The 12,297-nt window shown below is 34.6% G+C and carries 14 protein-coding genes; 6 read left to right on the top strand and 8 right to left on the bottom strand.

What is annotated here, in order from left to right; all coding sequences use genetic code 11:
• The first annotated feature begins 55 nt into the window (after positions 1–55).
• The 5 genes from DPQ89_RS11825 to DPQ89_RS11805 all read left to right on the top strand — a co-directional run bounded on the left by DPQ89_RS11825 (position 56) and on the right by DPQ89_RS11805 (position 5,443).
• Positions 56–901, top strand: a complete 846-nt coding sequence (locus DPQ89_RS11825) for a hypothetical protein (RefSeq protein ID WP_127717161.1) — start codon at positions 56–58, stop codon at positions 899–901.
• A gap of 87 nt (positions 902–988) precedes the next feature.
• A complete protein-coding gene (locus DPQ89_RS11820; protein ID WP_127717159.1) occupies positions 989–1,720 on the top strand; it encodes an ABC transporter substrate-binding protein in 732 nt (243 codons plus the stop codon).
• A 27-nt stretch (positions 1,721–1,747) separates the two neighbouring features.
• Positions 1,748–2,035, top strand: a complete 288-nt coding sequence (locus DPQ89_RS11815) for a hypothetical protein (RefSeq protein WP_127717157.1) — start codon at positions 1,748–1,750, stop codon at positions 2,033–2,035.
• Between the two features lie 173 nt (positions 2,036–2,208).
• Complete coding sequence (locus tag DPQ89_RS11810) at positions 2,209–3,138, top strand: hypothetical protein (RefSeq protein WP_127717155.1); 930 nt, start codon at positions 2,209–2,211, stop codon at positions 3,136–3,138.
• Between the two features lie 115 nt (positions 3,139–3,253).
• On the top strand, positions 3,254–5,443 hold the full coding sequence (locus DPQ89_RS11805; protein WP_127717154.1) for an OsmC domain/YcaO domain-containing protein: 2,190 nt from the start codon (positions 3,254–3,256) through the stop codon (positions 5,441–5,443).
• Between the two features lie 52 nt (positions 5,444–5,495).
• On the opposite strand, the gene DPQ89_RS11800 is transcribed toward DPQ89_RS11805, so the two are convergent.
• Positions 5,496–5,957 carry a hypothetical protein gene (locus DPQ89_RS11800; protein ID WP_127717152.1) on the bottom strand — a complete coding sequence of 154 codons (462 nt, stop codon included), beginning with the start codon at positions 5,955–5,957 and terminating at the stop codon, positions 5,496–5,498.
• Between the two features lie 230 nt (positions 5,958–6,187).
• Here DPQ89_RS11800 and DPQ89_RS11795 point away from each other — a divergent pair, with 230 nt between their 5' ends.
• Positions 6,188–6,532: a zinc ribbon domain-containing protein YjdM gene (locus tag DPQ89_RS11795; RefSeq protein WP_127717151.1), complete on the top strand. Its 345-nt coding sequence runs from the start codon at positions 6,188–6,190 to the stop codon at positions 6,530–6,532.
• A 26-nt stretch (positions 6,533–6,558) separates the two neighbouring features.
• Here DPQ89_RS11795 and DPQ89_RS11790 read toward each other — a convergent pair whose 3' ends face one another.
• From DPQ89_RS11790 to DPQ89_RS11760, 7 genes are all read right to left on the bottom strand, one after another.
• Positions 6,559–7,395 carry a hypothetical protein gene (locus tag DPQ89_RS11790; RefSeq protein WP_127717150.1) on the bottom strand — a complete coding sequence of 279 codons (837 nt, stop codon included), beginning with the start codon at positions 7,393–7,395 and terminating at the stop codon, positions 6,559–6,561.
• 259 nt (positions 7,396–7,654) lie between these two features.
• Positions 7,655–8,524 (bottom strand): ABC transporter substrate-binding protein, encoded by an 870-nt coding sequence (locus tag DPQ89_RS11785; protein ID WP_127717149.1) that lies wholly within the window; start codon positions 8,522–8,524, stop codon positions 7,655–7,657.
• A gap of 114 nt (positions 8,525–8,638) precedes the next feature.
• Complete coding sequence (gene arsH / locus DPQ89_RS11780; RefSeq protein ID WP_127717148.1) at positions 8,639–9,289, bottom strand: arsenical resistance protein ArsH; 651 nt, start codon at positions 9,287–9,289, stop codon at positions 8,639–8,641.
• 1 nt (position 9,290) lies between these two features.
• Positions 9,291–10,322: an ACR3 family arsenite efflux transporter gene (gene arsB, locus DPQ89_RS11775; RefSeq protein WP_206611166.1), complete on the bottom strand. Its 1,032-nt coding sequence runs from the start codon at positions 10,320–10,322 to the stop codon at positions 9,291–9,293.
• The gene (locus tag DPQ89_RS11770) at positions 10,319–10,750 is read right to left on the bottom strand and encodes an arsenate reductase ArsC (RefSeq protein WP_127717147.1); all 432 of its coding nucleotides are present in this window, start codon (positions 10,748–10,750) and stop codon (positions 10,319–10,321) included. Before DPQ89_RS11770 ends, arsB begins: the two co-directional genes overlap by 4 nt.
• Before the next feature lie 9 nt (positions 10,751–10,759).
• Positions 10,760–11,167 carry a MerR family DNA-binding protein gene (locus tag DPQ89_RS11765; protein WP_127717145.1) on the bottom strand — a complete coding sequence of 136 codons (408 nt, stop codon included), beginning with the start codon at positions 11,165–11,167 and terminating at the stop codon, positions 10,760–10,762.
• Positions 11,168–11,250: 83 nt separating this feature from the next.
• On the bottom strand, positions 11,251–12,288 hold the full coding sequence (locus DPQ89_RS11760) for a S66 peptidase family protein (protein WP_127717144.1): 1,038 nt from the start codon (positions 12,286–12,288) through the stop codon (positions 11,251–11,253).
• Between the last annotated feature and the right edge of the window lie 9 nt (positions 12,289–12,297).

Here is a 12,297-nt window from a genome sequence, read left to right as displayed (position 1 = left end):
TAGAGTGAAGCGATAAAATGCCCTGCTCTCATACAGCTTGAAGGATTACTCTTAGATGGACTTCGTTGCAAATAAAAAAAGTTTAATGCTAGATAATTTATTGCGTACCAACTTTATAACGATGGCACCAATAGCTTGTGTTGTTTTTATACTATTGGCCTTTATTGACGCGTCCTTATCTCATAGAAGTTTATTTCTATTTCTTGCAGTCCGAATTATCTTTATATTACCGACATTTTTCGTTTATCTCTTTCTTCGAAAAAACAAAACTCATAATATTGAGCTCATGTCGCTCATCACTTTTGGATTTGCTGGAGTTGGTGTCTCTGTCATCAGCTATCTCCTAGGGGGAATTACGAGTGACTATTACTTTGGTCTTTTAATTGTCTCACTATTACAATTAACATTTACTCCCATTAGAATGAAGCATGCTCTTTCACTAGAACTTTTTCTAACAAGTGTCTTCTTCACACTAAACTACTTACCTTTTGATCACTCTTCGAGTCTTTTAATTAAGCAAATTTCAAATTATGCAAGCTACGCAGTATTTAAATTTATAGCAATTAAACAATATCGAAAATTTATGTTCGATAGCTTTGATAAAATTGAACTAGAACAAGAAATCGAAAATAGAAAGCAGGTAGACTCAATATTTTCAGAGCTCTGTCACCAGGTAAATAACCCACTATTCATTTCAAAAGGTCTTACTAAACAGATCTTAAAAAATGAATTAGTCATTGCTGATTCATCACTAAATGAAAAGGTAATAAAATCTTACAAATCACAAGAGAGAATTCAAGAAGTTTTACTAAAGCTTCAAAACTTAAAGAATCAAAAAGAAGTTGCTGTCGCTGACTACAGAAGCTCTCTACAAAACAAAGAACAATCCTCTCAACCTTAAGAAATATTCAATTCCGCATAATAAATGACAAATATCATTTATCTTAAGACCACTGAAGCGTAGAATGAGTGAACAAATAGGAACACAATGCGCTTAATTACTTTCTTTTTCTTCTTTCTTATATCGCTTCATAGCAATGCAGTCCAAGTACGTATGGCATTTGGTGAGAAGATTCCACCATTTTGCTTTCCCGAAACAGATAGCGGCATCGAAATTGAAGTAATAAGAGCGGCCCTGGCTGTCAAAGGACACAAGCTCATCCCAATATACTATCCACTTTCTCGAATTACCTATGCATTCAAACAAAAAGAAGTAGATGCGACCATGTCTGATTTAGGTGTAGACCTAACTCACTTTAATGGTCACTATGCTCAACCTGCTGTATTTTATAATAATGTTTTCGTATCACTTAAAAAGAATAATTTTATTATTAAACGCCCTGAAGATATTAAGAATTTAACAATTATATCATTCCAAGGCGCGCATAAGAGATATCCGCACTGGATTTCACAAAAATTAGACGACCAACTTTACTTTGAAAAAAATGACCAAGAAGTACAAGTAAAACTTCTCTTTAAAGAACGTTACGATCTTGCCCTAACAGATATAAGTATTTTTAAATACTATAAGGCTAAATTACTTCAAAAGAAGTTAATCACTGACAAAGAATATACTATTCATACCTTTAGCAAAGTTGATCCACTAGACTATAGACCTATCTTCAACAGTCCTACTTTAAGGGATGATTTTAATTCGGGCCTAGTCGAGATAAAGAAAAGTGGTCTATATGATTCAATCATTAATAAATACTTAAAATAAAAAAATCTATATGCTATATATTTGTGTATGAAATATATAATTTTGACACTCTTTTTAATGTATTCATGCAACTCAATGTCTTGTGAAATAGAGACACCATCTTCTACGCAACTTCACATAATGCTCAACGAAGAAATAGATTGCGACCTACTACTTAAGAACTTTACTGATGCCTCTCTACGACTGGAGGCCCTTGCAGATAATCAAAAGCAATTGCAAGTACTATACATGGATAAAGAAGTACAAGTTTCGATTCAAATACAGCAAATGGATATTTACTCTCAAATACTTATTTACTCAAATAAGTTGCTTTAATAAAAATATTCTTGTAGATATGTGCTAAAATTATTAACGATTCTTTCCAAACGAGGAGGCTCTTATGACAAATATTTATTCAAAATTAGACAGAGCTAACTTGGAATTCTCAAAGTAAAATTCATTCAAGTTACTCTTAAACAAAGTTATCAAATTTAAACAAGGGTAATACATTGACATTAAACAATGAACGGCTGCTTTCATTTTCGAGAGCAGAATTTAACACGTATAATTTAGAAGGTTTAGACATAAGTACGAGTCTGGCAATTGAATATCTTTCAAAAGAAATTCAAGAGGACTTTGAGGATCTAAATTCTTTAGAAACAAAAGAGGCGAGATTTAACTACTTTAAAATAGAAGGAACAACAACCGATTCTTATAAGGAGCACATCTATAATATAGACAAGAAAAAATCTTTCATTTATGGGATTAGACACTTTAATGGGAATAAGGATTTTCCATTTGTTCAACTTAGGTCAAATTTCTCAATCGAAACCTCTAAGCAAGCACTAGAGTGCTATCAGTTGATCGAAGAAGAACTATCGAGTTTTGCTCCACGCTATATCTCGTTTCATACAGCTATGCCTATAAAGTGTGAACTTGTGTGTAGCACCTATATGGTAGCGAAGATGGAGACGATAGAGGATACAACGGCCTGGAAAGAAGAGAGAAATTTAACATTTAAGAACATAGATAATAATGATTACTATGAATGGTTTTCAAAAGGATATGAAGAATTTCACCTAGAAAATTCTCATCTAAAAGAAAAAGTTTCGCTGAATTCCATGGAAACCATGCAAGAGTCCATCGAGCAAAACCTCTTAAAATCCGTTTTTTACAAAGGAGAATTGATTGGTCTAATTGCTGCAATAAGAAGTGATTTTCTTGGGATGCCAGGGATTTACTTTAACGAAATCTTCATCTCAAAGACATGGAAGGGAAAAGGTCTAGCAAAGGCCATTCAGAGAAAATTTCTAACTAGTTTTTCAGAAGATGCGAAATTTGTGTGGGGAACGATAGATGCCGACAATCTACCATCATTCAAAACAGCTTTCTCAAATGGAAGACGTCCAATCCGCTTTGAAAACTTTGTAGGCCTTTAACATTCAAAGACTTACGTTTAAATCAAATAAACGTAAGTCTTTACAAACAACTGTAATTATTACTCTATTGAGTTGTCCCCCTGTAAAGTCTGTACCAATAGAGATAGATATAATCATGCAAATTAACGTAAAATTCTTAGACAACCTTAGGCTTGAAGCTAACTTCGATGACTTTAGCATCATAACTGATCAACCAATTCGATACAAAGGCGATGGGACAGCACCAAGTCCATTTGACTACTTCCTAGCTTCTTCTGCTCTTTGTGCAGCATACTTTGTAAAAGTCTATTGTATCGCTAGAGGGATACCAACAGAAGATATAAAGCTAAGCCAAGACAATATAATAAATCCTGAAAATAGATACGATCAAACTTTTCACATAAAAGTTGAGCTTCCTGAAAGTATTTCAGAAAAGGATCGTGAAGGAATTCTTCGCTCAATAGATAGATGCACAGTTAAGAAAACAATACAAGCATCTCCAAAGTTTGACATCGAAACATTAAATACTTTAGGGGTTGATGATACATTAATCTATGAAACTTCTTCAAAAGATGGTGAACAAACAATGATTCTGGGGAAAGACTGCTCCCTAGAACAAACAATTGAGACGATGACAAAACTTCTATCTGATCTTGGGATCAAAATAGAGATTGCTTCATGGAGAAATCAAGTTCCTAATGTGTGGTCTGTTCACATAAGAGATGCTGACTCTCCAATGTGCTTTACTAACGGTAAAGGTGCATCTAAAGATTCTGCCCTTTGCTCTGCTCTTGGAGAATACCTTGAGAGAATAAGTACAAATTATTTTTATAATGATTTCTATCTTGGTGAAGAATTAAGTAACGCAGAGTTTGTACACTACCCTAGTGAAAAATGGTTTCCGACTCCAAGTGATGACTCTATTCCGGCCGGACTAATGGATGAGTATCTACTTGAATGTTATGACAATGATGGAGAACTGAAGGCACATCACCTCATCGATACCAATTCTGGAAATAAAGAACGAGGTATTTGCGCCCTGCCATACTACAGACAGTCAGATAATGAAGCTGTCTTTATACCAGTCAATCTAATAGGAAATCTTTTCGTAAGTAATGGTATGAGTGCAGGTAATACAATCTATGAAGCTCGAGTACAATGCCTTTCCGAAATATTTGAAAGAGCTGTAAAGAATGAGATTATTTCAAATGAAATAACTCTACCTACAGTAGATCAAAAAACTTTAGAAAAATACCCATCGATCCTAGAAGGAATAAAGAAACTTGAAGAGGTTGGCTATCCAGTCGTAGTTAAAGATGCCTCTCTTGGTGGAAAGTTTCCAGTAATGTGTGTAACCCTCATGAATCCTAAAAATGGAGGAGTTTTTGCTTCCTTTGGCGCCCATCCAAAGTTTGAAGTAGCACTAGAGAGAAGCCTTACTGAGCTTTTACAAGGAAGAAGTTTTGAAGGCCTAAACGACGTCCCAGCACCGACTTTTAATGAATTTGCTGTCAAAGAACATAATAATATTGTTGATCACTTCATCGACTCTACAGGTGTAGTTTCTTGGAAGTTTTTTAGCGAAGAGAGTGATTTTGATTTTGTTCATTGGGACTTTTCTGGAACAACGGCCCAAGAATATGAATATTTAATGAATATCTTAAAAGAAATGGGTAAAGAAGTTTATATTGCTGACTATGAGGAGCTTGGCTCAAAGGCCTGTAGAATTCTAGTTCCTAACTACTCAGAGATCTACCAAGTCGAAGACCTAGTTTGGGACAACCATAACGTATCTCTAGAGTTTAGGGAAGAGATTCTAAAAGTTCACTCTCTGAGTGATAAGGTTCTTTCTAAATTAGTGTGGAAGCTTGAGAATAGCGAAATAGACAACTATACAAGAATATCTGAGATCATAGGTATCGCGTTTGACGAAAATACAGTTTGGGGACAATTAGATATTGGAGAACTAAAGTGCCTATGTCTTCTAGCTTTAAAGAGGTTTGAAGAAGCTAAAGAATATGTTGAAATGTTCTTAACTTTTAATGATAACTCATCTGAGAGAAAGAAGTATTACCAAGCTTTAAATATTGTACTTGATATCGAAATTGGGCCTGAACTAGACATGAACAATTACCTCCCTTCGCTTACAAGAATGTATGGTGAAGACTTAGTTAGTACTGTCTTAAAAACCATTTCAGGAGAAGTTAAATTCTACGGTCTTTCAAAAACAGATATGAACTTAACAGGGCTTGATAAGCATTTAAAACTAATTGAAAGTTATAAGAAGCTGCAGATTGCTAGAAAGAAGTACTCTTTAAATAACTAAGAAGGTACACGAGGAGATTAAATGTTAACTCTCCTCGTACTAATAAAGAAAACTAAATTTCGCTCTCTTCCCAAACTAGATTATTACAGCGAACAACTTCACGGCCCAAAACACCTTTAGTTACCACTAGGTCAAATCCATTTACCGAAAGTTCAGGATAAGTTCCGCGATCAATATATGTGTTTGTAATCGTCATCTGAGCTTTAACATTAACAAATGTTGGAATGCTAAGAGATGATCTAAAACCCTTATCTTCTGCAATTATTTTCTTGTTATTTGCAAATACAATCTTTCCACCTTTTCCAAGTCTAGCGACAGATTTCCCTTTAACAAAAACTTCAAAGCGACATGAGTTATAATTCTCACCATCTTCAGCTTCAAAGTTTGAACAATTCACCTGATAGACTCTACAACCTTCATCATTAATGAAAGTTCCACCAACTTCAATTGAATCAATGCCTGCCAACGAGTATGTAGATAGTAATAGAGAACCAAAAAAGATCATTTTTTTCACAATAGATTCCTTAGATTAATTTATAAAAGCTAAATAAATCCTACTTGAAATCAATCTGTGCATATATATAAATGTAAATTTAACCATATTAGAGAAAAATTGCCTAAGTCTTAGACATGATAAAATGGCCAACTATCTAAATTCAGGCTTCATGACCTGGCCCAATTCAAGCTAGACGATCTTTAGGTGAGTAGGTAGTATTTGTTCAAAATAAAAAGAGGAAAATAACAATGTCTGATGATAATAAGCCCTGCCCAAAATGTAACTCTCAATACGGATATACTGACGGTCAATTATGGATTTGCCCAGAGTGCTTTCACGAGTGGAGCCTTAGTGTTGAGACAGAAGAAGAAGTGCTCGAAAAGTTCTTGGATTCAAATGGAAACAAATTACAAGATGGGGATAGCGTCACAGTTATCAGAGACCTCAAAGCTGGTAAGAGTACTATTAAATCTGGAACAAAAGTTAAAAATATTAGATTACTAGATGAGCCAGTTAACGACCATGATATTTCTTGTAAAATTGACGGTCACGGTTCAATGTATCTTAAGTGTTCAGTTGTAAAAAAAGCGTAGGGAGTTTAGACCCCCTACCTTTTTTATTATAAGCAGATTAATTTATTTCTAATCCACTTATTGCCTTTAGAGCAAACTCCTTTAGCAAAGAGTTCTTTAAAATGATTAATAAATGAAACCTCAGAGATTCGAGAATCTCCCCTACCAACGCTTGCAAGTTCATCTAGCATCTCTTGATGACTAAAGCTTGAGAAGTTCTCTATAAAAGATTTATCGACCTCTTTTAAATTAACAGTCTTCCTACTAAATGGAATTTTAATTTTCTTATATTCTTCATCATAGTCACCATTGTAGTAACTAATACTTTGATCTAGCTCTTCTTCGTTAAGATAGAATTTTGCAAAAACAAAATTAGTCAACGCAAATTCTTTTAGAGGAAATAATCTGCCTCTATAAGTCTTAACTCTTCCTGGAAGAATATCATGAAGTGCTCTTAGCACAGCTTGTTCAGTGTTTGTAACATCATCATCTATTGCTTGATGAGGAAACTCTAGGCCAGACATTCTTGTAAAAGACTCTTCGATTAAGCTGTGAAAAAGTTCAACAGTCCTAAGTCTCGCTTCTACAGGATCTACTTGTTCAAGTTGAGATTTATAAAAATTAACTAGTCTTTTAGTTATAGACCACACAGGAGCATTCTCTGCATTTTTTGGATTTCCACCTTGCTCCCAACGACCTCCATTTTCGTAATCAAATATAGTACTCAGGTCTAGTCTTCCATTTTCTAAATTCGTCTGGCTATCCTTATCCCAAGTAAACATGTCATGAGACGCTAGGCCAATTACTCCGATATCAATGAGCTTCACTTGTGAATAGCTCGATAAACTTAGAAAAAGAGAAAGGCATAATAAGGAAAATTTCATAATCAACTCCATGTAGTTTCAATAACTTACTTAATAAATAATGCTTAATAACTAAAGTTAGTAGAAATGTATCCGATACTGTTTGAAAGATCAAACTAAAATATCACCATCAAAACAAATGGAGCAAATATGGCGGTTATTAGAAATTCAAAAAAACTACTTTTAAATATCTCTAGAATTGAAGAGGAGATAAAGAAACTTAACGAAAAGAAGAAGACAAATTAGTTTAGATTCAAATTTTAGCGAGTAAGCTTAGAGACTATTTATACTTTTTTAACTGTTCGACACTTAGCCAATATTTGGTACCCTGATACTTTTTGGATATTTCGTGTAACGGGTTACCAATATGAATAAAACGTCTCTTTGAAAAGTTGGCCTTTAAAATACTCTCTTTATGATATTTATTAAAGACTTCATCAAAACTACCATCATCGATGGCCAAAAGGATTCCTTCTTCAATTCTCTGTGCTAAACGTGGTGTTTTTTTAGAAACAAAGAGATAAAGTGGCATTGGAATATTTACGATTAAATCATTCTCAATAGATATCTCAGGATAAGTTGTCTCAATATTTAGCGCTTCCCCATATATTTCATTAACACCTCTTATAAAGAAATCAAACCTTCCTGAGTTAAGCATTGCAAACAGGCCTTCATATGTAGAGCCTTCGACGATATCAAAACCTTTAACTGCTTTTAATACCCTTGTTGTACTCCACTGAGAACCTAGTCCGGGCTTGTACTTCTTAAGGTCTTCTATATTTTGTATATTAGAAAATAATTTCTGATCTTTGCTACGAATAAAGAAAAGTCTATAGCCTAACAAACCTTTGGTCAGTGGAATTAAAATAGGAATCGTGGCCTTCTCCCACTGCGTTCGTGTCGGAGCTTCATGAACATTAATATGACCACTTTTTAATTGTGATAGAGCTCTATCTCTAGTCATTTTCAATGTGTAGCTAATAGAATACGGCCCATACTTATTTTGAGTTTTTTCCAGTGCTAATTTAAGGATTTCAATCGGATAACTTCGTCTCGAATATTTGCCATGATCATCGCCCGATAAGATTATCTTATCTAAAGCGACAATATTCGTAGAAATAAAAATGAGCAAAATTACCAATAACTTCATAGTAAAATGATATTATATATTTTGGTAAAGGCAAATTAATATTAAATTAATTATATATAGCAAAAAAGTCTAAAAACTGAGTAATTACAAACAGTTAAAGACAAGAGATGCTAGTTATGCTTTTCTCTCACTGTAGCGATCGACCAGTTGCTTAGAATGGTTTCTTGTCAGGTATGTAAACCTCATAAGCTCCTCCATAACATCTACTACTCTATCTCTAAAAGAAGAGTCCTTCATTGACTCATCTTCATTAAACTCTTGATAGGCCTTAGCAACAGAAGATTGGTTTGGAATTGTAATCATTCTCATCCAACGCCCAAGAATTCTCATATTATTTACGGCATTAAAGCTTTGAGAACCTCCACTAACTTGCATAACTGCCAAGGTTTTTCCTTGGGTCGGTCGAACAGCTCCAAGAGTTAAAGGGATCCAGTCGATCTGAGTTTTCATAACACCAGACATATTCCCATGTAACTCTGGTGAAGACCAAACTTGAGCTTCAGACCAAAGACTAAGCTCTCTAAGCTCTTGAACTTTCGGGTGATCGATTGATTTATCATTATCAAAAAGTGGGAGCCCATAAGGGTTAAATATCTTAACTTCAGCGCCCATAAATTCGAGAATTTTTGCAGACTCTTGGGCCAGCAGTCGCGAATATGACCTATCACGAAGAGATCCATATAGGATTAAAACTCGAGGTTTATGATCTAGAGTGGTGCTATGATCAAAAGTAAGCTCAAATTTTTCACCTTTTAAATAATTCACTTTAGTATCTCCACTTATTAGATAATTTAACTAAGCTCAACATCACCGGAACTTCAATTAGAACACCTACGACAGTTACTAAAGCAGCTCCTGAATTTAGTCCAAATAATGCTATAGCAACAGCAACTGCAAGTTCAAAGAAGTTGCTCGCTCCTATCATTGCTCCAGGCGAAAGAATACAATGAGGAAGATTTATCTTCTTACCAATGATCCATGCGATAAAGAAGATGAAGTAAGTTTGCAATGTTAAAGGTATAGCAATTAGAAGAATATTAAATGGAGAAGAAATTATTTTCTCTCCTTGAAATGCAAAGAGAAGAACTAAAGTTGTGAGAAGAGCAAAAATTGAAAGAGGCTTTAACTTCGGCATAAAGCTATTAGTAAACCAGTTCAACCCTTTAGTTCTTATTAAAATCTTATTACATAAAAATCCTGCAATTAGCGGAACGATCACAAATATAACGACTGAAGAAATTAAGGTATCGTAAGGTATTGTAATATTCGTTACACCTAAAAGAAATTTAACAATTGGTATGAAAGCAAAAAGAAGAATTAGGTCATTAATCGCGACTTGAACAAGAGTATATTCAGGATCCCCTTTCGTAAGATATGACCAAACAAAGACCATCGCGGTACAAGGGGCCGCTCCTAATAAGATAGCTCCAGCAATATATTCACTTGCAAGCTCAGGAGATAAATAGGCCAAGAAGAGTTTATCAAAAAAGATCCAAGCAAAGAAGGCCATTGAAAAAGGCTTAATAACCCAATTAATAATGATCGTTAAAGCAAGGCCTTTAGGGTTCTTACCTACTTTTAAAATCGAGCTAAAATCGATTTGGACCATCATTGGAAAAATCATAAGCCAAACAAGTATTGCAACCGGTATATTAACAGATGCAATATTCATCTCACTTAAAAATCCAATTGAATCTCCAAGAATTTTCCCAAGAACAACCCCAACGACAATACAAAGAGCAACCCATACACTTAAATAACGTTCAAAGAATCCCATATTGCTACTTTCGTTACTCATGATTCTTTCTCCGTGAAAACTTCTATTTCAGAAACAAAAGTCCTAATTTCATCACGTACTCTACGATATACCGCGAGAATTTCTTCTTCATCATTCATTTGCTTAGTTAATCTAGGAGGGTCATCGAAGCCAACATGAAGAATCTTTCCTCCTGGAAAAATTGGACATGATTCATGAGCATCAGAACAAACTGTAAAGACAATATCCATTTTATTGTCTCCAAGTTCATCAGGAGTATTTGACTCGTGCGTAGAAATGTCTACTCCTACTTCATTCATAACTTTAATAGCATAAGGATTTAGTCCATGCTTTTTTGTTCCAGCTGAAAAGAAATTAAACTTTTCAGATTTTAAGAATTTTCCCCAACCTTCGGCCATTTGTGAACGACAAGAATTTCCAGTACAAAGAAATAGTATATTTTTTTTCATAATGATCCTCTAAGAGATAAAACAATCTAGAATAGGACAGTCGCTTAAAGGTTGATTTTCATCAACACAACAATTAGCTAATCCTTCTAGAGATCTCTTCATTTTTTTTAAGTCTTTAATTTTTTTATTTATTTCACTGATTTTTTCTTCAGTCTTATTCAGAATATCACTGCATTTCGCCTGATCTTTAATTCTCAAATCTAAGAGTTCTTTAGTCTCTTTTAAAGTAAATCCTAACTCTTGAGATCGCTTAATAAACTTTATTCTCAGCACGTAATCTTGCGAATAGTAACGAAAGCTACCTTGTTTCTTAGGTTGCTTAAGTATACCTGTTCTCTCATAGTAGCGAACAGTTTCTACATTTACATTTGATGCGACGGCAAGTTTTCCAATCGTTAGGGCTTCATTCATATTCATACTATACACTCCGTACTATGGTACAGAGTCAAGCTAGCAAACAGATTGTGAAATGAAAAGTTTAGAATATACTACAAATAATGTTAATCAAGCGTCATTCTTTCCAATATCTTAAAGGTAACATCATAATTCCCCTTAGCAATAAGTTGAACTTTACTAAGTTGAGCAAGCGTATGCATTGGGCACGTATGGGACAAATCAAACTCCGAAACAATTGGATAGTCTCTTTTACCTACTATCTCCATTATTAATTCATTCATATCAAACGGTGCATTTTCACTATTTGGAACTTCAGGCTTACCAATAATAAGACCAGAAATTTCATCAAAAACTCCCATGAGCTTTAGCTGTGTCAAGCTTCTCTCTTCTTTGGAATAAGGCGCTGCCATCTCTTCAATTAGTAGAATTCGATTCTTTACATTAGGAAAGTACTCTGTGCCTGCTGCTGAGATGAGCGTATTTAGATTACAAACAACAATCTCCCCTGTCACATCGCCAGTCGATAGAACTTTCCATCCACTATTATTCTCCCATTTTCTTTTCTGTGTCTTCCAACTACCATCTGACCAGTCTCTAAAATGATTCGACCACTTATCAAAAGGTGTTAAGTCACGAGGGTAAACAGTATCTTTAGAAACAGCAGACAAAAAACTCTCAATAGTCTCTAACTCACCCTTGGGCCATTCACTAAACCAACTCATTATTGCAGGACCATAGAAAGTACTTAGTCCACTATAATGAAGAATACTTAAGTGGAGTGAAGTCACATCACTATAGCCACAAACGATCTTAGGATTATTTCTAATATATTCAAAATCTAAGTAAGGAATCATACTATTTGAATTCATCCCACCAAGCGTCGCAATTAAGCAACGAACATCGGGGTCTCTATATAAGGCCATAAACTCATCGGCCCTTGCCTTACCACTTGCTGGTCTATAACCTTCATTCGCCCTTTGATCTGTTAAACTTCCTAGTTTAACTTTGAAGCCCAGATCTTGAATAACTTTAATTCCTAATTGGAATTTTTCTTCATTTAGAATGTACGCCGGATAAGATGGTGTAAAAATTCCTATAGTATCGCCAATTGAAAGAGACTTTGGTTTTAGTAGTTTAGCCATTTTGGTTCC

This window comes from Halobacteriovorax sp. HLS (assembly GCF_004006665.1).
GTDB lineage: Bacteria > Bdellovibrionota > Bacteriovoracia > Bacteriovoracales > Bacteriovoracaceae > Halobacteriovorax.
The sequence above is the reverse complement of the archived record's forward strand: the minus strand, read 5'-3'. Positions and strand labels throughout refer to the sequence as shown.

What these genes read in the sequence shown, in the direction of transcription:
- DPQ89_RS11825 (WP_127717161.1), top strand. Translation starts at nt 56, where the DNA reads ATGGACTTCGTTGCAAATAAAAAAAGTTTAATGCTAGATAATTTATTG.
- DPQ89_RS11820 (WP_127717159.1), top strand. Translation starts at nt 989, where the DNA reads ATGCGCTTAATTACTTTCTTTTTCTTCTTTCTTATATCGCTTCATAGC.
- DPQ89_RS11815 (WP_127717157.1), top strand. Translation starts at nt 1,748, where the DNA reads ATGAAATATATAATTTTGACACTCTTTTTAATGTATTCATGCAACTCA.
- DPQ89_RS11805 (WP_127717154.1), top strand. Translation starts at nt 3,254, where the DNA reads ATGCAAATTAACGTAAAATTCTTAGACAACCTTAGGCTTGAAGCTAAC.
- DPQ89_RS11795 (WP_127717151.1), top strand. Translation starts at nt 6,188, where the DNA reads ATGTCTGATGATAATAAGCCCTGCCCAAAATGTAACTCTCAATACGGA.
- DPQ89_RS11790 (WP_127717150.1), bottom strand. Translation starts at nt 7,395, where the DNA reads ATGAAATTTTCCTTATTATGCCTTTCTCTTTTTCTAAGTTTATCGAGC.
- DPQ89_RS11785 (WP_127717149.1), bottom strand. Translation starts at nt 8,524, where the DNA reads ATGAAGTTATTGGTAATTTTGCTCATTTTTATTTCTACGAATATTGTC.
- arsB (WP_206611166.1), bottom strand. Translation starts at nt 10,322, where the DNA reads ATGAGTAACGAAAGTAGCAATATGGGATTCTTTGAACGTTATTTAAGT.
- DPQ89_RS11770 (WP_127717147.1), bottom strand. Translation starts at nt 10,750, where the DNA reads ATGAAAAAAAATATACTATTTCTTTGTACTGGAAATTCTTGTCGTTCA.
- DPQ89_RS11765 (WP_127717145.1), bottom strand. Translation starts at nt 11,167, where the DNA reads ATGAATATGAATGAAGCCCTAACGATTGGAAAACTTGCCGTCGCATCA.
- DPQ89_RS11760 (WP_127717144.1), bottom strand. Translation starts at nt 12,288, where the DNA reads ATGGCTAAACTACTAAAACCAAAGTCTCTTTCAATTGGCGATACTATA.